The sequence below is a fragment of the Sebaldella termitidis ATCC 33386 genome, from assembly GCF_000024405.1.
Taxonomy (GTDB): domain Bacteria; phylum Fusobacteriota; class Fusobacteriia; order Fusobacteriales; family Leptotrichiaceae; genus Sebaldella; species Sebaldella termitidis.
In genome coordinates this window covers 1464464-1486181 of sequence record NC_013517.1, presented here as the reverse complement: position 1 = coordinate 1486181, position 21718 = coordinate 1464464, and the positions used below count along the sequence as shown (strand labels likewise).

32 protein-coding genes are annotated in these 21718 nt (G+C 32.7%); 9 read left to right on the top strand and 23 right to left on the bottom strand.

Annotated features, from left to right (window positions below; all coding sequences use genetic code 11):
* Nucleotides 1-47 precede the first annotated feature (47 nt).
* The 13 genes from STERM_RS22125 to STERM_RS06855 all read right to left on the bottom strand — a co-directional run bounded on the left by STERM_RS22125 (nt 48) and on the right by STERM_RS06855 (nt 3036).
* Nucleotides 48-209 carry a hypothetical protein gene (locus STERM_RS22125; RefSeq protein WP_012860865.1) on the bottom strand — a complete coding sequence of 54 codons (162 nt, stop codon included), beginning with the start codon at nt 207-209 and terminating at the stop codon, nt 48-50.
* Nucleotides 210-279: 70 nt separating this feature from the next.
* A complete protein-coding gene (locus STERM_RS06895) occupies nt 280-534 on the bottom strand; it encodes a hypothetical protein (protein WP_012860864.1) in 255 nt (84 codons plus the stop codon).
* Complete coding sequence (locus tag STERM_RS06890) at nt 522-827, bottom strand: hypothetical protein (RefSeq protein ID WP_012860863.1); 306 nt, start codon at nt 825-827, stop codon at nt 522-524. The genes STERM_RS06895 and STERM_RS06890 overlap by 13 nt, the downstream gene beginning before the upstream one ends.
* A complete protein-coding gene (locus STERM_RS06885) occupies nt 817-1014 on the bottom strand; it encodes a hypothetical protein (protein ID WP_012860862.1) in 198 nt (65 codons plus the stop codon). The genes STERM_RS06890 and STERM_RS06885 overlap by 11 nt, the downstream gene beginning before the upstream one ends.
* Nucleotides 1015-1018: 4 nt before the next feature.
* Entirely contained in the window at nt 1019-1228 is a 210-nt protein-coding gene (locus tag STERM_RS06880) for a hypothetical protein (RefSeq protein ID WP_012860861.1), read from the bottom strand.
* Nucleotides 1229-1232: 4 nt separating this feature from the next.
* Complete coding sequence (locus STERM_RS06875) at nt 1233-1559, bottom strand: helix-turn-helix domain-containing protein (RefSeq protein WP_012860860.1); 327 nt, start codon at nt 1557-1559, stop codon at nt 1233-1235.
* A gap of 8 nt (nt 1560-1567) precedes the next feature.
* Nucleotides 1568-1720 (bottom strand): hypothetical protein, encoded by a 153-nt coding sequence (locus STERM_RS22120; protein ID WP_012860859.1) that lies wholly within the window; start codon nt 1718-1720, stop codon nt 1568-1570.
* An 11-nt stretch (nt 1721-1731) separates the two neighbouring features.
* Nucleotides 1732-1911, bottom strand: coding sequence for a hypothetical protein (locus STERM_RS06870; protein ID WP_012860858.1), 180 nt, complete (start codon nt 1909-1911; stop codon nt 1732-1734).
* Nucleotides 1911-2165 (bottom strand): hypothetical protein, encoded by a 255-nt coding sequence (locus STERM_RS06865; protein WP_012860857.1) that lies wholly within the window; start codon nt 2163-2165, stop codon nt 1911-1913. The genes STERM_RS06870 and STERM_RS06865 overlap by 1 nt, the downstream gene beginning before the upstream one ends.
* Nucleotides 2165-2338 carry a hypothetical protein gene (locus tag STERM_RS22115; protein ID WP_012860856.1) on the bottom strand — a complete coding sequence of 58 codons (174 nt, stop codon included), beginning with the start codon at nt 2336-2338 and terminating at the stop codon, nt 2165-2167. Before STERM_RS22115 ends, STERM_RS06865 begins: the two co-directional genes overlap by 1 nt.
* Complete coding sequence (locus tag STERM_RS22685; protein WP_012860855.1) at nt 2335-2466, bottom strand: hypothetical protein; 132 nt, start codon at nt 2464-2466, stop codon at nt 2335-2337. The genes STERM_RS22115 and STERM_RS22685 overlap by 4 nt, the downstream gene beginning before the upstream one ends.
* A 2-nt stretch (nt 2467-2468) precedes the next feature.
* Nucleotides 2469-2696: a helix-turn-helix domain-containing protein gene (locus STERM_RS06860; protein WP_012860854.1), complete on the bottom strand. Its 228-nt coding sequence runs from the start codon at nt 2694-2696 to the stop codon at nt 2469-2471.
* 10 nt (nt 2697-2706) lie between these two features.
* Nucleotides 2707-3036, bottom strand: coding sequence for a winged helix-turn-helix domain-containing protein (locus STERM_RS06855; protein WP_012860853.1), 330 nt, complete (start codon nt 3034-3036; stop codon nt 2707-2709).
* A 73-nt stretch (nt 3037-3109) separates the two neighbouring features.
* Here STERM_RS06855 and STERM_RS06850 point away from each other — a divergent pair, with 73 nt between their 5' ends.
* Together STERM_RS06850 and STERM_RS06845 are read left to right on the top strand one after the other, a co-directional pair.
* The gene (locus STERM_RS06850) at nt 3110-3325 is read left to right on the top strand and encodes a hypothetical protein (protein ID WP_012860852.1); all 216 of its coding nucleotides are present in this window, start codon (nt 3110-3112) and stop codon (nt 3323-3325) included.
* A 321-nt stretch (nt 3326-3646) separates the two neighbouring features.
* Nucleotides 3647-4219 carry a hypothetical protein gene (locus tag STERM_RS06845; RefSeq protein WP_012860851.1) on the top strand — a complete coding sequence of 191 codons (573 nt, stop codon included), beginning with the start codon at nt 3647-3649 and terminating at the stop codon, nt 4217-4219.
* 53 nt (nt 4220-4272) lie between these two features.
* Here STERM_RS06845 and STERM_RS06840 read toward each other — a convergent pair whose 3' ends face one another.
* Entirely contained in the window at nt 4273-4485 is a 213-nt protein-coding gene (locus STERM_RS06840) for a hypothetical protein (protein WP_012860850.1), read from the bottom strand.
* 20 nt (nt 4486-4505) lie between these two features.
* A complete protein-coding gene (locus STERM_RS06835) occupies nt 4506-4733 on the bottom strand; it encodes a helix-turn-helix domain-containing protein (protein WP_012860849.1) in 228 nt (75 codons plus the stop codon).
* Between the two features lie 171 nt (nt 4734-4904).
* Here STERM_RS06835 and STERM_RS06830 point away from each other — a divergent pair, with 171 nt between their 5' ends.
* The 5 genes from STERM_RS06830 (at nt 4905) to STERM_RS22110 (ending at nt 8118) form a co-directional block, all read left to right on the top strand.
* Nucleotides 4905-5333 (top strand): helix-turn-helix domain-containing protein, encoded by a 429-nt coding sequence (locus STERM_RS06830; protein WP_012860848.1) that lies wholly within the window; start codon nt 4905-4907, stop codon nt 5331-5333.
* Between the two features lie 19 nt (nt 5334-5352).
* Nucleotides 5353-5814, top strand: a complete 462-nt coding sequence (locus STERM_RS06825; RefSeq protein ID WP_012860847.1) for an ImmA/IrrE family metallo-endopeptidase — start codon at nt 5353-5355, stop codon at nt 5812-5814.
* A gap of 10 nt (nt 5815-5824) precedes the next feature.
* On the top strand, nt 5825-6439 hold the full coding sequence (locus tag STERM_RS06820) for a hypothetical protein (protein ID WP_012860846.1): 615 nt from the start codon (nt 5825-5827) through the stop codon (nt 6437-6439).
* Between the two features lie 124 nt (nt 6440-6563).
* Nucleotides 6564-7598 carry a tyrosine-type recombinase/integrase gene (locus STERM_RS06815; protein ID WP_012860845.1) on the top strand — a complete coding sequence of 345 codons (1035 nt, stop codon included), beginning with the start codon at nt 6564-6566 and terminating at the stop codon, nt 7596-7598.
* Between the two features lie 361 nt (nt 7599-7959).
* Nucleotides 7960-8118, top strand: coding sequence for a hypothetical protein (locus STERM_RS22110; RefSeq protein WP_012860844.1), 159 nt, complete (start codon nt 7960-7962; stop codon nt 8116-8118).
* A 90-nt stretch (nt 8119-8208) separates the two neighbouring features.
* On the opposite strand, the gene STERM_RS06810 is transcribed toward STERM_RS22110, so the two are convergent.
* The 4 genes from STERM_RS06810 to STERM_RS06795 all read right to left on the bottom strand — a co-directional run bounded on the left by STERM_RS06810 (nt 8209) and on the right by STERM_RS06795 (nt 13349).
* Nucleotides 8209-9354, bottom strand: coding sequence for a mannitol-1-phosphate 5-dehydrogenase (locus STERM_RS06810; RefSeq protein ID WP_012860843.1), 1146 nt, complete (start codon nt 9352-9354; stop codon nt 8209-8211).
* 11 nt (nt 9355-9365) lie between these two features.
* Nucleotides 9366-9725, bottom strand: a complete 360-nt coding sequence (locus tag STERM_RS22680; protein WP_280109825.1) for a PTS mannitol transporter subunit IIA — start codon at nt 9723-9725, stop codon at nt 9366-9368.
* A 125-nt stretch (nt 9726-9850) separates the two neighbouring features.
* The gene (locus STERM_RS06800; protein WP_041309848.1) at nt 9851-11242 is read right to left on the bottom strand and encodes a PTS mannitol transporter subunit IIBC; all 1392 of its coding nucleotides are present in this window, start codon (nt 11240-11242) and stop codon (nt 9851-9853) included.
* Nucleotides 11243-11303: 61 nt separating this feature from the next.
* Entirely contained in the window at nt 11304-13349 is a 2046-nt protein-coding gene (locus STERM_RS06795) for a BglG family transcription antiterminator (protein ID WP_012860842.1), read from the bottom strand.
* Between the two features lie 420 nt (nt 13350-13769).
* On the opposite strand from STERM_RS06795, the gene clpB reads away from it, so the two are divergent.
* On the top strand, nt 13770-16343 hold the full coding sequence (clpB, locus tag STERM_RS06790; protein WP_012860841.1) for an ATP-dependent chaperone ClpB: 2574 nt from the start codon (nt 13770-13772) through the stop codon (nt 16341-16343).
* A 91-nt stretch (nt 16344-16434) separates the two neighbouring features.
* Here the strand turns inward: clpB and STERM_RS06785 are convergent, their stop codons facing one another.
* The 4 genes from STERM_RS06785 to STERM_RS06770 all read right to left on the bottom strand — a co-directional run bounded on the left by STERM_RS06785 (nt 16435) and on the right by STERM_RS06770 (nt 19869).
* Nucleotides 16435-16962, bottom strand: a complete 528-nt coding sequence (locus tag STERM_RS06785; RefSeq protein ID WP_012860840.1) for a DUF4303 domain-containing protein — start codon at nt 16960-16962, stop codon at nt 16435-16437.
* 36 nt (nt 16963-16998) lie between these two features.
* On the bottom strand, nt 16999-17334 hold the full coding sequence (locus STERM_RS06780) for a tRNA-binding protein (RefSeq protein WP_012860839.1): 336 nt from the start codon (nt 17332-17334) through the stop codon (nt 16999-17001).
* A gap of 176 nt (nt 17335-17510) precedes the next feature.
* On the bottom strand, nt 17511-19172 hold the full coding sequence (locus STERM_RS06775) for an alpha,alpha-phosphotrehalase (protein ID WP_012860838.1): 1662 nt from the start codon (nt 19170-19172) through the stop codon (nt 17511-17513).
* Between the two features lie 277 nt (nt 19173-19449).
* Nucleotides 19450-19869, bottom strand: coding sequence for a DUF4431 domain-containing protein (locus STERM_RS06770; RefSeq protein WP_012860837.1), 420 nt, complete (start codon nt 19867-19869; stop codon nt 19450-19452).
* Between the two features lie 576 nt (nt 19870-20445).
* Between STERM_RS06770 and STERM_RS06760 the strand changes: the two genes are divergently transcribed.
* The gene (locus STERM_RS06760) at nt 20446-21663 is read left to right on the top strand and encodes an RtcB family protein (protein ID WP_012860835.1); all 1218 of its coding nucleotides are present in this window, start codon (nt 20446-20448) and stop codon (nt 21661-21663) included.
* Nucleotides 21664-21718: the final 55 nt, after the last annotated feature.

Here is a 21718-nt window from a genome sequence, read left to right as displayed (position 1 = left end):
ACTTTTTCCGAGTTTTAAACCACCTAACCATATTAAGTCCTACCTCTCTAAACAAAACAATTATAGATTTTTCCTTTTGCCCCACAGTAATACTCTGATTCTTTTTTAGTAAATCTTTTATCCGCATAAAGCATTTCTTTACCTTGAAACATAACTCTGCCAAAACTGTCATTTTTTCGTAATTTTAACTTAGGTTCGCCATTTATCATTAACACCAAGCCCCCCCCCCGATTTAAAAACTGGTCCTATCGGCAGATCGTTAAACTCTATTGTTCTCATTTACTCACCTTCTTCCAGATACTTCTCAAATCTATTAACAGCCCACCATAAGTTACCTTTAATATAATGTTTTTTGTTAGCTACTGTTTTTGAAATGTTCACGTGCTTGTCGCTTACCTTAATATAAGAGCCTTTTTTATCTCTGAGCACCTCGGCGCTCCACCAGTCACTTGAACCCTCTATTGCTAGCATTAAATTTGCTTTACCATCAATTTTAATAACTCCTATCACTTCAATACCTTTTAATTTATCCACGTTTTACCCCCCCCCAAGTTTTTAAAGTCTATATTCATTAATGGTAAAAAAGCTTTATTTAAATGTGTTGTAAGATCAAATACTATTCCTTCTTGTTTTGCTGTGTAACTTGACTGTAAATCATCTAATTTTCTGAATAAAGTCCATGCGTCAGGGTACTTTTCTTTTATCTCATTTTCTATTTTTACAATTTTTGTCAGGATCTCCTCCTGTTCCAGAGTTCTTACATGACACTCATACAAAAGTTCCTCAAATAAATTTTTCATATGGTTTTCTATTACTTTATTTGTCATCGTTTACCTCGCTTTCTGCAACTTTCAGTTTACCCAAAAGATCCCTCATTACTCTTTTTGCATCCTTAATCGAACCACTAAGAACCGGATCATGTATTTGAAACCAATCTATTGTTATTAAGTGCCGTGATAAATACACATGTAAAAACGTAACTTCTTCGTTAGTAAGTTCTACTATTTTCGCCATTTAATCATCCCCATTCTTTTACAATATACTCTCTCACTTCTTTCATATCTTTAAACCATAATATTTTCCCTTGTCTTAATAGCCACTGTTCATCTGATTTGGCAATACCCAAAGTTATCTTATCCCCATAACTGCCCCTGCTTTTTATAAAATATCCGTTTTTGCTGGGTATTCCCATTCTCATTAATTCGCTTATTTTATCAATGGTTTTCACCTTCTCACCTCAACTCCCAGTCTACATCCATCAGATCTGATAGTGTTTTTTCTGGATATTTTTTTATTCTTTCTATTATGTGGAATTCCCGATATTTTTCTTTTGGTTCAAAATTATCAATAGATATAGGATTTTCTTTAAAAAAATCACTCATTGGAGTATCTAAAATTTCAGATATTTCATGCAACACAGCCATAGGTACAGATATTTTTCCGCTTTCATATTTAGCCACTGTGATTTTATGTTTTCCAATTTTATCTGCTAATTCTTGTTGTGTTAATTTATTTGTTTTTCTATAATTTTTGATATTTGATCCTATAAGTTTATACAATTCCTCACCTACTTTTTATTGATCCCATATGTTTTAATTCTTCTTTTTCTCGGCTTCTGTTTTCTCTTACAACGCTTTTTAACTTTCTTCTGTTCCGGCTCTTTTATTTCTTCCTTACTTGGTTCTCCCTTTTTTAATTTTTCCATATCCAAATCTTGCATATTTTCGCCTCCTAATAAACTACTTTAATATTGTATTTTTCTCCAAATTCGTGGTCTCTTTTGATTTTTTGAATTGCTTTCTTTAACTTTTTATCTTTTTCTATACGTTTTCTTTTATTCGCTCTGTGATCCAATATCTCAGATACTACTATTGCAATTAGCAATATGAATGCTATTAATACATCAAACATTATTTCACCTCTTTCATTAATTCTCTTATTGATGTGGGTTTCTCATCTTCCCATTTGATGAATTTGAATAGTTTTTTATTAATACTTTTGCAGTAGTCTTCACATATCCAAATATTGTCTTCTTTTTCAATATCTCCAATATGTTCATCCATAAAAGTCCAAAGCTTTCCATTCTCATCTCTTGCTAGAAATGTAAAACCTTCCTCATGTAAATCTTTTAAAGCTTCAATATCTGCCTTTAATAATCTTGCCATTAATCTTCCTCCTTATTTTCAAAAATAATTTCACACTCATCGTTATAACAACTCTCACACATAATCTCTCCGTCAACATCAAACTTCTCATCTTCCCATATCGGCTGACTACAACAATCGCATACTATTCTCCCGTTACTTATCATCGGATTTTCAAAAAATCTTCTTATCATAATCTCCTCTCTTCCGGCTCTGATGCAAGACAGTATTTTCTTAATTCATCGTATACTCTCCATGCATCTGCTTCATCATTTAGTGTTATTTCTCCTGATTCAGTTTTTACAACATATACTTTTTCCATAGCTATCTGTTCCTAATCTCATTCAGCTTGTCTGTTATATCCCCCAGAAAGTCCTCTACAAGCTTCTTAGATATAAGATAACTGTTTCGTTTTCCTTTTCCATTATCCCGGCAGCTTCCTACATTTATCTCTCCCCGTTCCATAGCAAGCCTGACATATTGCTCGCTACGTCCCATGATCTCTGCTAACTCAGGGACTGTCAGGGTGAATTCGTTATGATCTTTAGCCATATGAACCTCCTTACAATTTTTCTAGTAATCTTAAAATTACTTTCCCGACTTCTATTCTGTCATTTAATGTCCCGCTCTCTTCGAAGTCCTCCATATATTTACCAATCATCGTTTCGATAATTTCTTTTTTATAACTGTGCTTTGATACAGGCATTTCTTTTAATACTGTTATAGTTCTTGTTATTCCCTGTCCTTGCACTTCTATATATCCTCTAGCCTTTAATTTACCAATATTTGCTTTTACATTATTAACATCTATTTTTAGGCTATCTGCTATTTCCGGATTCGTTGCTTTTGGATTATTTCGCAGATATTCTAATATTGCGTTTATTTCTGTCATTTTGACACCTCACTTTTCTTTTAAATTTTCAAAATATTAATTTTATGTTACAATTACCATAGGGAGGTAATTTATGTTTATTCTTACATTGAAACACCTAATATTAAATTCTTGTAAATCTGGTGAAATTATACATTTTAGATACCCAAAAGATAAATATAAAGAAATTGACTTCATAACTCTATTAAAGGAAATGGAAAATGAAAATCTAATAACTATTCTAGGGTGTCCTAAAAATAAAACTTGTGATATCCAAATCACGGGTTACGGATTTCTATTTATAAAATAATGCAATTTTATAAATTCCACTGCTTTTTAAGTATTAAGGGTAGTGTGGATTTTTTTATTTGTGTTGTAATCTCCATATCTTATTTTGAAGGAGGAAATTTTACGACTCTAAAAACTTTTGCTTTTTGGTCAGATAATCCGGTAAAACTATATTTTTCATTCGAGTCATCCTTTCTTTACTTTTGATCAGTTTCGTGATAATATTTTGGTATGAAACTTTAAAGTAAAATTCTCGAAAGCCCTTTGGGGCTTTATTTATTTAAAATATTGTTAATTTGTGTTATAATACCCCTAACTTTGATTATGAAAGGATGATATTCTTATGCCGGAATCACAATTTACTAAAATGCAATTAATTACTATTGCTATACAAATCTTAGCCATTATCATTCAAGTATTTTGTATTTTTGTATCTTATTACTTAGGTTCTAAAAAAGATAAACAGGAATATAGACTTCGAATAAAAGAAGAAAGATATAATAATTTTTATTTCCCCTATATTCGGCTATTATACTCAATTCACGCTTGGGACTTCGCATCATGCAACCAACCAAAATGTATGAAAGATTTTGACAAAATTATTAGTGAAAATATTCGACATCTTGATGAAAAAACAATATCCTTGTGTGAAGATTTTTCCAGTGCTTATATTTATTTCTCTTGGTTTTATGCGTATTGTGTAGAACCGAGTCCTGAGGTAATTCCAAGTGAAACTGAGGCAAGTAAAATTTACGATACTATATTCTTTACAATAGGATATTCAATACTACTAGAAGCACAATCGATAGCAAGTGAGCTAGACCTGCCGATAATAACAAAGCCTTTTTTAAAGATTTTCTCAGACCGCTCGCAAGGATACAACAATCTAAAAGTGCCAAAACCTGATTTCCCATAGATGTTACTAAAAATATTAAATATGATTCTTCTGGATTTGCCATAATACCCACCTCACTTTCTTAATAATTTATTTAACTCTATTTCCTGACATTCCCATAATTCAAAGGCAACAACACCTTGCTCTTTCAGCATATCAACCAATGTTGTTTTTCCTGTAGCTCCTTGTTTCCCTTTTACTATTATGGGGATGTTATCTTTTACAGCTCTTTTTATATCTGATTTTTGTTTTTTAGTCAGATAATCTGGTAAAATTAGTTTTTTCATCCCTATCACCTCTCTTTACTTTATGAATGTTTTCCATTGCATTTACGCGATAATTTATCGAAAAAAATTTCTGCAGGATCGTCTAATTCAAGTATTATTGCTAGTTGCTCCGCATCTTCTACTGAAAAGCTACCCTTCCCATTTAATTTGCTGTTGAACCCTTGTACAGACATATTAAGTTTCTTAGATAATGCTGTTTGAGTTATCCTTTTTTCAACTATTATACCTTTTAGTTTGTTATAATTCATTAAAAATCACCTCATTCCTTCCATTGCGTTTACGCTATAACAATTTATACTATGTTTTTTTGAAAAAGTCAACCCAAAATTGCAATTTTTTTTAAATTTTTTAAAAAATTATTGCAATTTTGCTTTTTTTCATGTATATTATATATAATTAAAGTATTAGGAGTTGTTAAAATGGGTAATAAAGATATCGCAAATAGAATGAAAAGACAAAGACTTAATTTGGAATATTCTTATAAAGATTTGGAAAAGATAACAGGGATAACGGCGTCTACTTTACAAAGATATGAGACTGGTGCTATAAATAAACTCCCAATAGACAAATTGGAAGTAATCGCTAAAGCTTTAAAAGTTAGTCCTTCATATCTGATGGGTTGGGAAGATGAAAAAGGGAATCCTCTCACCAATAAATCGAAAATTACTGACCCAATATCGCAGCTATCCAAAAAAGAAAAATTTGAATATGATAAATTCATGGAAAGTGCTACATATTTTTTTAATGATGAGACTGTAAGCGATGAAGATAAAAAGAAATTTTCTGACGCGTTGCAAAATGCTTTCGTTACCGCTTTAATGCAAAAGAATAAAAAAAAGAAAAAATAAGCTTCAAGAAAGGCTATCTATGAGACGGAATATAAAATTGAGGGTTAAAAATCTTGTAAAAAAATATAATACTACTGATCCTTACAAAATATGCCAAAAATTAGGTATTATAGTGATATATGAAGATTTAGGTATTGTTAAAGGTTTTTGTAAATCAACTATGGGAATGAAAATTATTATGATTAATTCTGTTTTTAGTACTTTCGCTCAAAAAATAATACTAGCTCATGAATTAGGACATGCGATTTTACATTCAGACTATGACACAGCATTTATGAAAGATCACTTTTTAAACTATAGTGATATTTTAGAAAACGAAGCAAACAAATTTGCCGCTGAACTTCTCATTAATGCTTATGATAATGATAATATCGAATACTGCGATTATTATTGCGACGAAGTGTCTACAGATGAATTTGACAGAGAATTACTTAACAGATTAAGAGAATTTAGATTTAGTAACAAATATTTAAATATATAAGGAGGGTAACATGAAAAAAGTAACTTTGATTATTGGACTACTTGCTTTTATAGTTTTAGCTGTAGGTAGTGTAGATTCTGATACTGAAACTACTGATTCAACTGTAACTGAATCTATAGCCACGGATGAGATTAAAACTGTTTTTAAAGAATTGGGAATATCGGATAATTTTAGAATTGAACCTGACCCAAGTCTAGACAATCTAATCGAAGACAACACGAAAGGATATCGAATTAAAGCTGATTATATTGGTAATGCCATATTATATTTAAAAGAAGACGGTACTATATCTTCGATTAGATACGCCGATAAGTACATGTTCAAAAATGGGAAAGTTGTGGATAAAATAACCAACTATATTGTTACTGAGGAAGAAGCGAATAAAATTAGAAATATGACTATAAAAGCAATGAAAGACATATTGGTGAGCCCCAATAGTGCAAAATTTAAAAATTTAGATGAATGGAGATTCGAAAAAAAGAAAAATATAATAACATCACAAAGCGAGGTTACATCGAAAAATGCTTTTGGCGTTGAGGTCAGAAATGAATTTCAAATAAAATATGATATAAAAAATGGCATTGTTAAGTCTTTTATACTTGACGGCACTGAATATATAGATTAAATATATAAAAAAAGATCCTCCCGACCAAGAAAGGATCTTTACAGTGATATAATTACCACTTTCAGCAGTTTAATTATATCACACTTTTAAACTTTTTACGAATATTTAAAGGAGTGATTTTTTTATGCGCAATCCCAACAATTATGGATCGGTTTTCAAACTATCCGGAAACAGGAGAAAGCCATGGGCTGTCCGGGTTACAACCGGATGGAGTAAAGACTACAAACAGCAATATAAATATTTAGGCTACTATACTACAAGAAAAGATGCAATGCAAGCTTTAGCAGAATATAATACAAACCCATACAATATTGATGAAAGTGAAATTACTTTCGGAGAACTGCACGAAAGATGGAAAAATAAGCATTTTAAAGACCTAAGTGTCAATACTATAAAAACATATAACACAGCATTCAATTACTGTAAGCCAATTTTAAATCTTAAGATGACAGAAATTAAAACCGTCCACTTACAAAACTTCATCGATGATCTTAATAAAAATCATGGTACATTAATGATCTTAAAAAACGTTATAAATCAAGTATTTGAATACGCTATGAAATTGGATATTATACAAAAAGATTACAGCAAATTTATAAATGTTGGAAAACGAAAAGTTCTAAAAGAAAAATCTGTTTTTACTGATGCTGAAATCGATTTATTGTGGGATAATTTACAAAATTTTAAGTATGCTGATACAATTCTTATCATGATCTATACAGGCATGAGGATCGGCGAATTATTAAGCCTGATGAAACAAGATGTTGATTTAATTGAACAGACTATCACAGTCAAAGAAAGTAAGACAGCCGCAGGTAGAAACAGAGTTATCCCGATACACCCTAGAATAAAAGAACTCATACATATCAGATATGAACATTCAAATATAGATAATCTAATAGCATCGGCTACAAATAAAACATCATTAGAATATGTTAACTATTTAAGACATTTCTTTGCTCCTGTAATGAAAAGTCTTAAAATGAACCATACTCCGCATGATTGCCGTCATACATTTGCTACGAGATTAAACGATGCGGGCGGAAATGCTACAGCAATCAAAAAAATGATAGGTCACGAATCTTTTACTTTAACTGAAAAAGTTTATACACATAAAAAAATAGATGAATTGAGAAAAGCTCTTGAACTTGTAAATTAAAAAAAATAGCAGTTTAGTATTACTGCTATTTTTATATTGAAAATATTATGTTTTATAAAACTGTATTTGTATATTGTTTGTATATTGTAAAAAATTTTTACACTGATTTTGGTATATACTAAACTAACGCTAGATATTATAAACATTGAATTCATTGTTTTTGAAATACGCCAGATTATTTTACCTTATTATATTCTAAATGAAAAGAAAAATAAATTTATTATCTGCACTAAAATCAAATATTTAATGACTTATTCTAAAAAACAGATTTTTGCTTATTTTTTTATTATATTTAAAAATATTGAAGAATTTTCTTGTATCCTGTATAATATTGGTAATATTTTTTTAAACAGGAGAATTTATGGAACAATATACTAACCTCATAGTAATACTGGTAGCTGTTTTTGTAATTTACGGAATTTTTCGTTTTATTAAAAATTTATTTTTTACAAAAATAGTAATCTTAATAATATTAGTTTTGGCTTTTTTCGCCGGAAAATATGTATTCGGTATTGTATAAGGATCAAAACATCAGTTATTAATACATTTTATTATCAAAAATGTGAGAAAAGCATCAGGAATGACTCCTGATGCTTTTTATATATTATTTTTACAGTTTATTATAAATACTTTCTACCCTTGCTGTTATATCTTCACCTATAGAATTTTCCGTTACCTCTTTCAAGGTTTCAGCCAGTCCTTTTTCTTTCATCATGCTGCTTAGTTTCACGCTTTCTTCGTCACTGCCGTCGAATTTCAAAGCATAAGCGATTCCCGTAACAAGATTCTCATTGGAAGTATTATATTCCAGAGTTCCGAGAAGAGGCTTTATTAATCTTTCATTTTTGCCCAGCTTTCTTAAAGGCTGTCTCCCTACTCTCTCTACATCATCCTTCAGATATATATTTTCAAATCTTTTTATGATTTTATCTATATACTTAAAGTGTTCTTCCCTGTCAAAACTGTATCTTTTTATTAATACCTCACCGCTTTCACCCATTGCACCCTTTACTATATTTCTGATATCGGCATCTTTTATGCTCTCATCTATAGTTTTATATTTTTTATACTTTCCTATATAAGCTGTTATTGCATGTCCTGTATTCAGGGTAAACAGTTTTCTCTCTATATATGCCATAAGATTATCTGTTTTTATCATTCCTTCCAGTTCCAGATCGCCTTTTATAAGATTTCTGTCCACAATCCACTCATAAAATTCTTCCACTACCACATATGTAGGCTTTTTCCCTTCGGCATTTACCGGCGGCACTATTCTGTCCACTGCTGAATCCGGAAATCCTATATATTTATCCGCATATTCCTTCTCTGATTCATTCAGTTTTTCATAAATATTTTCTTTCAAAAATGTGGTTCCTTTTACCATATTTTCACATGCTATGATATTCAGAACTTCTTCCAAACCTTTTTCTTTTCTTGCTTTTATAACATCTGCAAATGATCCTGATATTATCTTTAGTACATTAGGCCCTACAGCTGTAGTAATAAGACTTACTCTAAGCCCTGCCTCCTTCACCTTTTCAGGATCATTCGACATTATACCACTGACATTTTTTACAATATCAGTTTTAGAATTTTCCCCTACTACTTCTACTTCATATTCCTTATCTATATTCAGCTGATCTATTACCTGCCCGTTAACATCGGCAAAAATCACTTCATATCCTGCTTCTGATATTATCTTTCCTATGAAACCTCTGCCTATATTGCCTGCCCCAAAATGTAATGCTCTTTTCATTTCTGCCTCCTTTATTTTAAGCAATTATACACATAATCAGCATCTGACGAATTTACAAGTTTTTCGGCCTCGGCTTCATCATCAAGAATTCCTGCAAGCTTGGCAATGACATCTATATGCTCGTTTCCTTTTCCTGCTATTCCTATCAGAAACTTTACAGTATTCCCGTCACCGTAATCTATCCCTTGCGGATACTGAAGTACCACTATTCCTGTTTTCTTTACTTTTTCTTTTACTTCTGCCTCTCCGTGAGGTATTGCAATATTATGGTCAAGATATGTCGATACCAGCTTCTCTCTTTCAAGCATGCCGTTAATATATCCTTCTTCCACATATCCTGCATTTTTCAATAATTCACCGGCCTGTTTTATAGCTTCTTCCTTTGATACCGAAGCCAGCCCCAGCTTAATATTTGACTGCTTTAAAATTTCCTCTTTCTTCTGCTCACCAGTTTGAGGAACATCTGGATTATCCAGATTTGTGTCCGATGAGCCGTCTACTTTTTTAATTTTTTCACTACCTCGTCATAAAAATCTCCGTCTACAAAGTTTGTCAAAGATAAATGAATCTTCTCAGGCGCCACGCCTTTCGCTCTTGCAGTCAGATCCTGATGAGTTATTATCATATCGGCATCCTTTGGTATTTCATTAATTGCCTTATTTTCTACTATTATATTAAGCCCAGCATTCTGCACTCTCTTTTTCAGAAGGCTTGCCCCCATGGCACTTGAACCCATTCCGGCATCACATGCTACTATTATTTTTCTGATTTCACCGCTGTTTATATCAGCTATATCTGCTCCTGCTTTTCCGCCTTTTAAGTCTGCCATTTTACTTGCTGCTGCCTCAAATTCATCGTCATCGACATTTGATGCTGCTCTTTTTACAAATACTGAAGCTACAAGGAAAGACACTACTGTGGCAAGAAGTACTGACAGCATTACACCCAGCATACTTCCTTTAGCTGTAACAAGCCCTATTGCTATTATACTTCCCGGAGAAGCCGGCCCCACAAGTCCTGTACCTAAAAGCATATTTGTAGCTACTCCTGTCATTCCTCCAGCTATTACCGCTAAGAATAATGCCGGATTCATTAATACGTACGGAAAGTAAATTTCGTGTATTCCACCTAAAAAGTGTATTATTATTGCTCCCGGCGCTGACTGCTTTGCATTTCCTTTTCCAAAAACAGTGTAAGCCAGTAAGATTCCTAATCCAGGTCCCGGATTAGCTTCTATTAAGAAGAAGATAGATTTTCCCATTTGTGTAACCTGTTCTGTTCCCAGCGGTGTAAAGATTCCGTGATTTACCGCATTATTAAGGAAAAAGATTTTTGCCGGCTCTATTACTATAGAAACCAATGGTAAAAGCTTCATTGCCACTAACTGGTTTACTGCAAACATCAGACCCTTTGTCAAAAACTGTACTGCTGGTCCTATTGCCTTAAATGCTACTATTGCAAGTATCATTCCTATGATTCCTGCTGAGAAGTTATTTATAAGCATTTCAAATCCCGGTTTGATTTTTCCTTCAATAAATTTATCAAAAGCTTTTATTGCAAATCCTCCAAGAGGTCCTGCTATCATTGCTCCAAGAAACATCGGAATATCAGCTCCAACTACTACACCCATTGTAGTAATGGCACCAACTACTCCTCCTCTTTTTCCGCCTACTATTGTACCCCCTGTATACCCTATTAAAAGGGGCAGAAGATATGATATCATAGGTCCTACCAAAGTAGCCAGACTTTCATTTGGAAACCATCCTTTTTCTATAAATAACGCTGTTATAAGTCCCCAAGCTATAAAAGCACCTATATTTGGCATTACCATGGCGCTTAGAAATCTTCCGAATTTCTGCACCTGTACTCTTGCTGAATTATCGCTCATTTTTATTTCCTCCCAATTTTTTCTTATTTTTCTAAATTTATGTTATTTTTTATTCACTTATTTAATTTTCCTCTGTTAAGCTTAATATTTTCTCATATATTTCCCCGCTTGTTTCCAGATCCTTTATCTGGTTATACAGATCCCTTTCGTCCAGAAGCTCGGTAAGCTTAAGCAGTGCATTAAGATGCTCCTGATTATCCCTGCTGGAGAAAAGAATAATTATCTTTATCTTTTTATCATTGGGGAATTCTATATAGTCCTTCAGAGTCATAAGTATCATTGATGTTTCAAAAACATTATCCTCATTTCTTCCGTGTGCCAGAAGAATATGCTCGTTTATTACCATATAGCTTCCATGTGTTTTTAGTATATTTATAATACTTTCCACATAATCCGGGCTTACCGCTCCTTTTTGCTCAAGTACTTCTCCCCCGAAATAAAGAGCGTTCTCCCATGAATCAAATGTCAGATTAGTGTATATATTCTCTTTCCCGAGAATTATTTCCAGATTATGCTTCTTATTTTCTACATTAAATGTTATTTTATTTTTATATTTCTCTGTAAGACTTTCTATAAGTCCTGCTTCATCTTTTATCTCCGCATGCTCCTTTATTATTTCTAGCAGCTCTTCGAGATATATCAGTTTTCTTTCTTTATCCAGTCCGTAAGATTCAAGCTTTTCCAGATCCTCTTTTGTAAGTATGGGATTTACATGTATTACCGGAATCTTTTCCTCCTTTATAGGTACTGTTGTTATAATAAGATCGATATTGTTAAAGTCTGTTATTTCTTCGAATTTATGCATAGGCAGGGTGTTTACCACATTTACCTCAAAGTATTTTTTTATATTTTCTTTCAGCAGCTTTGAACTGCCGTATCCGAAGCCGCATACTATTATTACATTTTTCAGGGCTTTTTCTGCCCTTCTGTCTATGGCTTCCTTAAAGTGTATTGTTACAAAGGCGATTTCGTCATCGTTTATTTCTACTTCCAGATAGTGTATCAGTTTTGTCATGGAATCTTTTATCATTAAAAAGAGTTCCGGGTAATTATCCAATACCTCCTCATAAATAGCATTTTCCAGTTTTATTCCCTGCTTTATTCTGTATATAGCAGGCTTTAGATGATTCAAAAGACCTTCAAATAATATGTTGTCTCCTAAAATATTAGTATCTATCTTGCTGTTAATATCTACAATTAATTTATTTACAAGTATTTCCAGCTGTATCCAGTTTTCATAATATGAATAATCAAAGTTATACGAATGACTTCCGAGAACATATTCGGAAAAAGCCATTATTTCCTGATTGCTGAATTTTACGAGGGCATTTTTTTCCAGGCTGCTGATTATTACGGATATTATCTTAAATTCGTCGCTTGATGTTATAAAGACGGGATTTTTTATCTCTCCCAGCACTTTTCCCTCTCTTACTCTCTTTATCATTATCAAAAGATACAGAGTAAGAATCTTATATGCTTCATCAGATATTATCTTTCCTATTTTTTCCTGTATTTTCTTTATGAATTCCCTTATATAGTTCAGGTCTATATCAGAAAAATAATTTTCTATGACCTCTTTTACCATTATCTCACCGGGATACTTTTTCGTAATAAATAAATACTCGAGCAAAAAGTTCAGAATATAACGTCTTATATTCTTTTCAGCTCCCTCTATATACTCGAAATCCTTAGAATAGCTGTTAAACTCAAGCTTATTTAAGGAGAGAACATCTTTTACCCTTGCCATATCATTAGCCACGGTGGTAGAGCTTACATTCAGATTTTCTTCAAGATTTATCTGTTTCAAATTTTGTGAATTAAACAGATAATTTGCCAGAATATAGTCTGTTCTTTCTTCTTTGGAATATGTATAATTTTCCTTGTTAAGATATTCCAGAACAGTATTGTAATTTAAATTTTCCGGTTTCTCCACTTTTCTTGAGATTATCTGAATTTCATCAAATCCGAATTTTGTCAGATAGTAATTCAGATTCTCTATTTCATATCTGATTGCCCGTTCTGATAAATTCAGTTTATTTGCTATTTCTTTTAATTCCCCTGCTTCATCCAGCAGTGTCAAAATATCCAGACTTTTTTTCGACAACATTTTTATCACCTCTGATACACTAATAATTTACATCATAAAATGTAAAAAGAAAACTACAAAATCGTTCATAATTTTTTGAAAGGATTTTTTAAAATCTCATTTCCCTTAATATCTTCAATGCTTTTTATTCAAAATCTCCGACTTCTTATTCCGTGTTTTTAATCTTCCATAAACTATTTTACCATATTAATTATATACAAAAAACAAAAATATACTTTTTTTATAATATTCATATTTTTTGTTATTTTCTTAAAGAAAAAATATTTCTTCCTCGGTAAATTCTCTGCTGAAGCTTCAAATTATCCGCATAAAAAAAATTTTTATTTTTTTTAATTTTACTATTGACATTTTACTGTGAAAATGATATAAAATTATTAGCACTCTAAACAGGTGAGTGCTAAATAAATATGAGGTGATTATATGGAAAATAAATTTACTGAAAAAAGCGTGGAAGCCATCTCAGAGGCGCATAACTACGCTGTCAGATATAAAAGTCCGGATATGAAGGTAGAGCATTTACTGCTTGCATTAGTCGGCCAGATGGAAGGATTAATCCCTAAGCTTTTACAAAAAATGGGAATAAATACATCTAATCTTATAAATAAATTATCAGCTAAGCTGGACTCATTTTCAAAAGTAGAGGGTTCATCAGGAGATCCGAGACCTAATGTGGAGTTAAACAGAGTTCTTGTACAGGCAGAAGATTATATGAAAAAATATCATGATTCTTATATCAGCACAGAGCACTTGTTTTTAGCTGCTTTTGATAATAATAATTTCTTAAAGGCTAATAATATAAATAAAGACCAGTTTGAAAATGTTCTTGCCGATGTAAGAGGAAATAAAAGAGTAGATAATACTACTCCTGAGAATTCATACGATGCTCTGGAAAAATACGGTAAAGATCTTGTGGAACTGGCAAGAAAAGGTAAAATTGACCCTATTATAGGAAGAGATACAGAAATAAGACGTGCTATACAGATTCTTTCAAGAAGAACAAAAAACAATCCTATTCTTATAGGTGAGCCCGGTGTCGGTAAAACAGCCATTGCAGAAGGAATAGCACAGAGAATACTTAAAGGAGACGTACCTGAGAGTCTGAAAGACAAGACTGTATTCTCGCTTGATATGGGTTCGCTTATTTCCGGTGCCAAATACAGAGGTGAATTCGAGGAAAGATTAAAAGCAGTTATTAAAGAAATAGAAGACAGTGACGGAAGAATTATACTTTTTATAGATGAGGTACATACTATTGTCGGTGCAGGAAAAGGCGACGGAGCTATGGATGCGGGAAATCTTCTAAAGCCTATGCTTGCCCGTGGTGATGCCAAGGTTATAGGGGCTACCACAATAGAAGAATACAGAAAATATATAGAAAAGGATCCTGCCCTTGAGCGTAGATTCCAGCCTGTTTTAGTGCCTGAATCTTCTGTAGAGGATACTATTTCCATACTGCGTGGACTGAAAGAAAAATTCGAGACTTTCCATGGTATCAGAATTACTGATAATGCGCTTGTAGCAGCTGCTGTTATGAGTGACAGATATATAAGCGACAGATTTTTACCGGATAAGGCAATTGATCTTATTGATGAGGCTTCTGCAAAAATAAAGACAGAAATAGACTCTATGCCTACAGAGCTTGATGAAGTTACAAGAAAGGTATTACAGCTTGAAATAGAGAGAGAAGCGCTGAAAAAAGAAAAAGACAAGGCTTCACAGGACAGGCTTGAATCTCTGGAAAAAGAGCTTGCAGACCTTAATGAAAAGAAAAGCACTCTTCAGAGTCAATGGGAAGCTGAAAAGCATGAAGTCGACACATTAAAGAAAATAAACGAGGAAATTGATAAAGTAAAATTAGATATTCAGGAAGCCGAAAGGGTTTATGACCTGAATAAACTTGCCGAATTAAAATACGGTAAGCTTGCTGCACTTGAGAAAAAGAAAGAGCAGGAAGAGGCAGATCTGGAAACAAAAAAAGACAGTGCAAGACTGCTGAAACAAGAGCTTGACAGTGAAGAAATAGCAGAAGTAGTCGGAAAATGGACTGGTATCCCTGTATCAAAACTAATGGAAGGTGAAAAAGATAAAATACTCCATCTTGAAGATCACCTGAAAGCAAGAGTAGTCGGTCAGGATGAAGCTATCAAAGCCATCAGTGATACTATTATCAGATCACGTGCAGGACTGAAAGACCCGAACAGACCGATCGGATCATTTATATTCCTTGGTCCCACAGGTGTTGGTAAGACTTATCTTGCAAAAACTCTTGCATATAATTTATTTGATGATGAAAATAATATTGTCAGAATCGATATGAGTGAATATATGGATAAATTCAGTGTTACCAGACTAATCGGAGCACCTCCGGGATATGTCGGATACGAAGAGGGCGGACAGCTTACTGAGGCTATCAGAAGAAAACCATATTCTGTTATACTTTTTGATGAAATAGAAAAGGCACACCCTGATGTATTCAATGTTTTATTACAGCTCCTTGACGACGGAAGACTCACAGACGGAAAAGGTAAAGTAGTAGACTTTAAAAACTCAATAATTATAATGACATCAAACTTGGGAAGCCATCTCATTCTTGAAGATCCTGAAATGAAACAGGAAACAAGAGACGGGGTAATGAATGAACTTAAGATGAGATTCAGACCTGAGTTTTTGAACAGAGTGGATGATACTATTGTCTTCAAGGCACTTGACAGAGATAATGTAAAAGGAATTGTACGTCTTGTTCTTGACGATATCAATAAAAAATTAAAAGAACAGTATATGAGAATAGAATACACAGATGCAGCTCTTGATTTTATAGTAAAAGAGGCTTATGACCCGAGCTACGGGGCAAGACCTTTGAGAAGATTCGTACAGAAAGATATAGAAACTAATCTTTCAAAAATGATTCTTGCAAATGAAGTAAAGGAAAATGATGTTATATTAATAGACAGCGACGGCTATACATTAAGCTATAATATTAATCTTCCTGCATAATGATTTACTTGGTATTCAACAGATAAAAATACAGCTGTATCAGAAGTAATATTATACTTTTGATACAGCTTTTTTATTAGATATATTATTTTTATTCGGCTGCTTCTGCCATATATTCTTTCATGATCAAAGAATCCGGATTATTCAGACGTTTTGTTATTTCTGTTGTTAATTTATCCGGGGGCATTGTTCCTACTTCCACACAAATATCTTCTCTTTTCTGATTTATAGAAAAGATTCCCTCTTTATCGACCTGTCTTACTGCTGTTTCCATTGCATTCAGCCTAAACAGAAATTCCTTCTCCCATTCTTTTTCATTCATAGTCGCCATTAGAGGACGTGAAGAAAAAATATGACTAAACCTTTCATATCTGAATGCATAATAAGGACTGTCAGCATAAGACCATTTTATTTCTCTGTATTCATCAGCATTTTTATATAAACTGCCTTCTCTCTTTAAAGCTTCCTCCGACCAGGCAGATATCAGAGGGGGCAGACCTTCCCCGGTGGTTAAAAATGTACAATAGTAAAACTTTTCATTATTATTAAAAAGCTCAGTAAAAACTACTTTAAGTATTGATGCCATTTCACAAACAATTTCGTCAAAATCATTCTTCATTTTTCACCTTCATCTTATCAAATATGCAATAAATCCTTACCCCAGCTTATCGCCGTTTTTTACATTAATTCCCGAATCGGGCTGAATAAGTACCACGCCTTTTTCACCATACACCCCCAGGACTAAAACCTCAGACATAAAAGCTCCGATCTGTCTGGGCGGAAAATTAACCACTCCCAATACTTGTTTCCCCTTTATATCTTCCGGTTTATATAAATCAGTTATCTGGGCACTGGATTTTTTCACTCCTATTTCCTCGCCAAAATCAACCCATACTTTATAAGCCGGTTTCCTTGCTTCCGGAAATTCCTGAACATCAATTATTTCTCCTACACGTATATCAAGCTTCATAAAATCATCAAATACTGCCATTTTTCTTCTCACCTGTCCCTTTTTTCCATCATTATATCATAACTTTATTTTTTATAAAAATTTTGTAATAAAAAATCCCCTGAATATCTGGATGAAACTGTTGTTTTAATACAGTATCATATTATTCCGCTATTCAGGGATTTTTCCTGTTATAATTATTTTCAAACTGACATCTGTTACTTTTTTAGAAGCCAGACACTTGTTTCATATGGTTTCAGCATACCCTTTTCACATGGTATATCTGTATTTGTAATAAGGCACTTTCCGCCTGCTGCGCTGTCTGTTATTTTTTTATCTATTTCCAGTGTTTTATCTGTAAGATTACATATTACATAAAGAACTTCCCTCTCGGTCTCACGTGTATAAATAAATGTATCTTCCGAATCAGCATCCAGTATTGTGAAATTTCCGTCTCTTATAATATCATATTCTTTTCTCATATTTATCAGCTTCTTGTAATAAGAAAATACAGATTTTTCATTTTTTAGATCTTCTTCAACATTTATTCTGTCTGCCATCTTCCCCATTTTTATCCATGGTTTTCCTGTGCTGAACCCTGAATTTTCAGTATTATCCCACTGAACCGGTGTTCTTGAATTATCCCGAGAACGTTCTCGTAAAATTTTAAGTGCTTCCTCTTCACTTTTTCCTGCATTTATCATATTTTTATATGCATTAAGCGATTCCACATCTTCATAATCAGTAATTTTATCAAAATGTGCATTCAGCATTCCGATCTCTTCCCCCTGATAAATATAAGGTGTTCCCTGCATCATATGCAGAAGTGTGGCAAGCATAGCGGCAGATTCATATCTGTATTCAGTTTCATTTCCCATACGGCTCACTATACGGGGCTGATCATGATTACACCAGAATAAAGCACTCCACCCGCTTTCCTTCTCCATTCCGTTCTGCCATTTTGTAAAATATTCCTTAAGCTCCATGATATCAGGTTTTTGTAATTCCCATTTATCTTTATTTTTATAATCTGTTTTCAGATGATGAAAGCTAAAAATCATTGAAAGCTCTTTACTCTCCGGCTTTGTATATTCTATACATGCTTCCAGCGATGTAGAAGACATCTCTCCCACTGTTATTACATTGTTATATCTGCTAAACACTTCTTTATTCATTTCTTTCAGATAATCATGTATTTTAGGACCGTCTGTATAATATTTTCTTCCGTCATCCGTAAAAGTATTAAGAGTATCATAAGGAAAATTCTGATCTTTTGACAAAAGATTTATTACATCAAGACGGAATCCGTCAATCCCGAGATCCAGCCAGTGTCTCATCATTTTATATATTTCCTGTCTCATAGGTTCATATTCCCAGTTTAGATCAGCTTGTGTAACATCATATAAATGAAGATAATAGCTGTCTGTTCTTTCATCCAGTGTCCAGACCGGTCCTCCAAACTTCGATACCCAGTTGTTAGGAAGTTTACCTTCATTTTTTTTCCAGATATAAAAATTTCTGTATGGATTATCTTCTGATTTTGATGATTCTTTGAACCATATATGCTCTGTCGACGTATGATTGACCACAATGTCCATCATTACTTTCAGCCCTCTTTTATGTGTTTCATGAAGAAGATTTTTGAAATCATCTGTTGTTCCGTAAACAGGGTCTATATTATAGTAATCTGCAATATCATATCCGTTATCATTACCCGGACTTATATATATCGGTGTCAGCCATATATATTCTACCCCCAGCTCTGCAATATAAGGAAGCCTGCTGATTATCCCGTTAATATCTCCTATTCCGTCACCATTACTGTCCTGAAAGCTTTTTGGATAAATCTGATATACACTCATCTTTTTATAATCTGTCATCTTTTTCTCCTTTACACAAAATATAATCTGCCTCAGTCTAAGAATACTATCCCAGACTTGTTGTTCCTGCTTTATCATAACTTATTTAAACAAGTTTGTCAATTTTTTTTCAGAAATAAAATTATACTTCAATACAACTACTTTTTGTGCATAAAAATTTTGATTATTTCATAATAAAATAAAACAGGAGGTCATTATGAAAACTCTCCTGTTTTATTATTTATCATTAAAATTTATAAAAAATGTAATTCTGTTTCAAACGGTCTGCCTTATAATTTTATTCTGCCACTGCCTCTATTTTATCCACATCCAATATTATTTCTGTATAATGATATCTGGAATTGGAATGAAGAAGAAAACCGGTAACCCTCACTGTTTTCCCTGTTAATTGATCTGGTTCTATTTTTGCGGAATCAAAGTTCAGCTGAATCCGCGAAACATTATATACAGGATCAAATATTTCATATCTGTTTCTTATCTCTGTATCTGATGTTTTTTTCACATCTACAGGATTTTCAAAAACTATAAAATAAGGATAAATAACTGCATTTCTGTTATATCCCGCAGGATTTTTTATTTTTTCCCTGACAAGCTTTCCCAGAATAACAGTATCATTTACTCCATAATAATAAACTGCTCTCTCTGAAACTGAAATAACTGATAATAATACTAATAACGACAAAATAACTTTTTTCATAGCTGCCCACCTTTGATTATTTTTTATTGATTTTATTTATATTTTCTCTAAATATGTTCCTTTTCTGGTAACATCTGCTGTTTTATCTTTACATTATACTATATTTATCAGAATAAATTAACCAAAGTTTTCTTAAGCTTCTATTTAAATAATAAATATCTGCTGATCATAAAATATTTATAGACTTCTTATAAAAATTTTGTTATAATTTTTTCATCTGATTTATATTTATGGAGGTTTTCATTGTGAAAAATATTAGAAATCAATATTTTACAACTGGTAATTTATATCAAAAGCCGGCTTTTATTAGTTTTAATAATGCTGATTTTTTAATGTGCAGTGAAATACACACGCTGGATATACCAGCCTATATATCAGAAAAAAAATATTTTAGTGAAGCAGAAAATATAAAGCGGAATTTTTTTAATAAATCCGTATATATTACAAATATAATAAAGGATAACAGCCTCCCGGCTTCTATTTCCTGAATAGTAATAATTATGTTTTCATGACTTCCTTAAAGGAAGTTTTTTTTATACAAAATATTTATAAAATTAAAATTTGAAAGGAGCAGCAATGAGTTTAAAAATATTTGCAGACTTAATTGATGAACAAACAAAAAACCAAATCATAAGCATTCATGAACAGGAGCACTATAAAGACCAGAAAATCAGAATTATGCCTGACTGTCATTTAGGAAAGGGATCATGTATAGGATTTACGCAGGAAATGACTTCTTCTCTTGTTAATCCTGCATTTGTCGGAGTAGATATAGGCTGCGGCGTTACTATGATGATTTTTAAGTCTGATAAAAACATTGATCTTAATTATCTTGATAAAACTATAAAAAATAATATTCCGTCAGGAATCAACAGAAATAAAAACTCATTAAGATATGAAAAATATGTATCTCAGGATTTTGATAAAAAATTAAAAAAATTATGTGATACTATTACTGTTATTAACTACGAAGATGTAAAAAACAGCCTTTGTTCATTGGGCGGAGGCAACCACTTTATAGAAATGGGGTATAAGCCAAAAAACGGCGAGCATTATTATTATCTTACAGTACACAGCGGAAGCAGAAATTTCGGATTGAAAGTTGCCGAACATTATATTAAAGAATCCAGAGAAAAAAACAAGGAATTGGAAGAATTTAATCTGGAATTACGTGAAAAAGTAGAAAAATTAAAAGCTGAAAACAGACATGCCGAAATAGAAGACTTCATCAAAAATGAAAGAAAGTCTTATTTCCCCCAAAATATAGAATTAATTGACGGAAATGACGGTTATTTCAGAGATCTTGACATAGCCCAGAATTTCGCATACTATAACAGAATTGCTATGCTTGGTGAAATTTACGAGCTTCTTGAAAGAGATTATATCCTTGAAAAACAAGATATTATAAACAGTACACATAACTATATAGATTTTTCCGGTAAAAATCCTGTTTTAAGAAAGGGAGCAATATCTGCCAAAAAAGATGAGCTTATAATCATACCGTTTAACATGAGAGACGGAATAATTCTCGGAAAAGGAAAAGGCAATGAGGACTGGAACTGCTCTGCTCCCCACGGTGCAGGCCGTGTTTTATCGAGAACAAAGGCAAACGAACAGCTGAAGGACAGCAATGTAAACGAAATAATGTCAGGTGTATACACTACTACTGCACAGTATTGCATTGATGAGCTTCCTGCTGCTTATAAGCCTGTAAATGCTATATTGCCTGTTATTGCACCTTCTCTTGAAGTCCTTGACACCATAAAACCAATTTATAATTTTAAGGCAAAATAAAGAGAGCCTGAAAAGCGCTTGTTTAACAGGCTCTCATAAAAAATTCCATTTTATC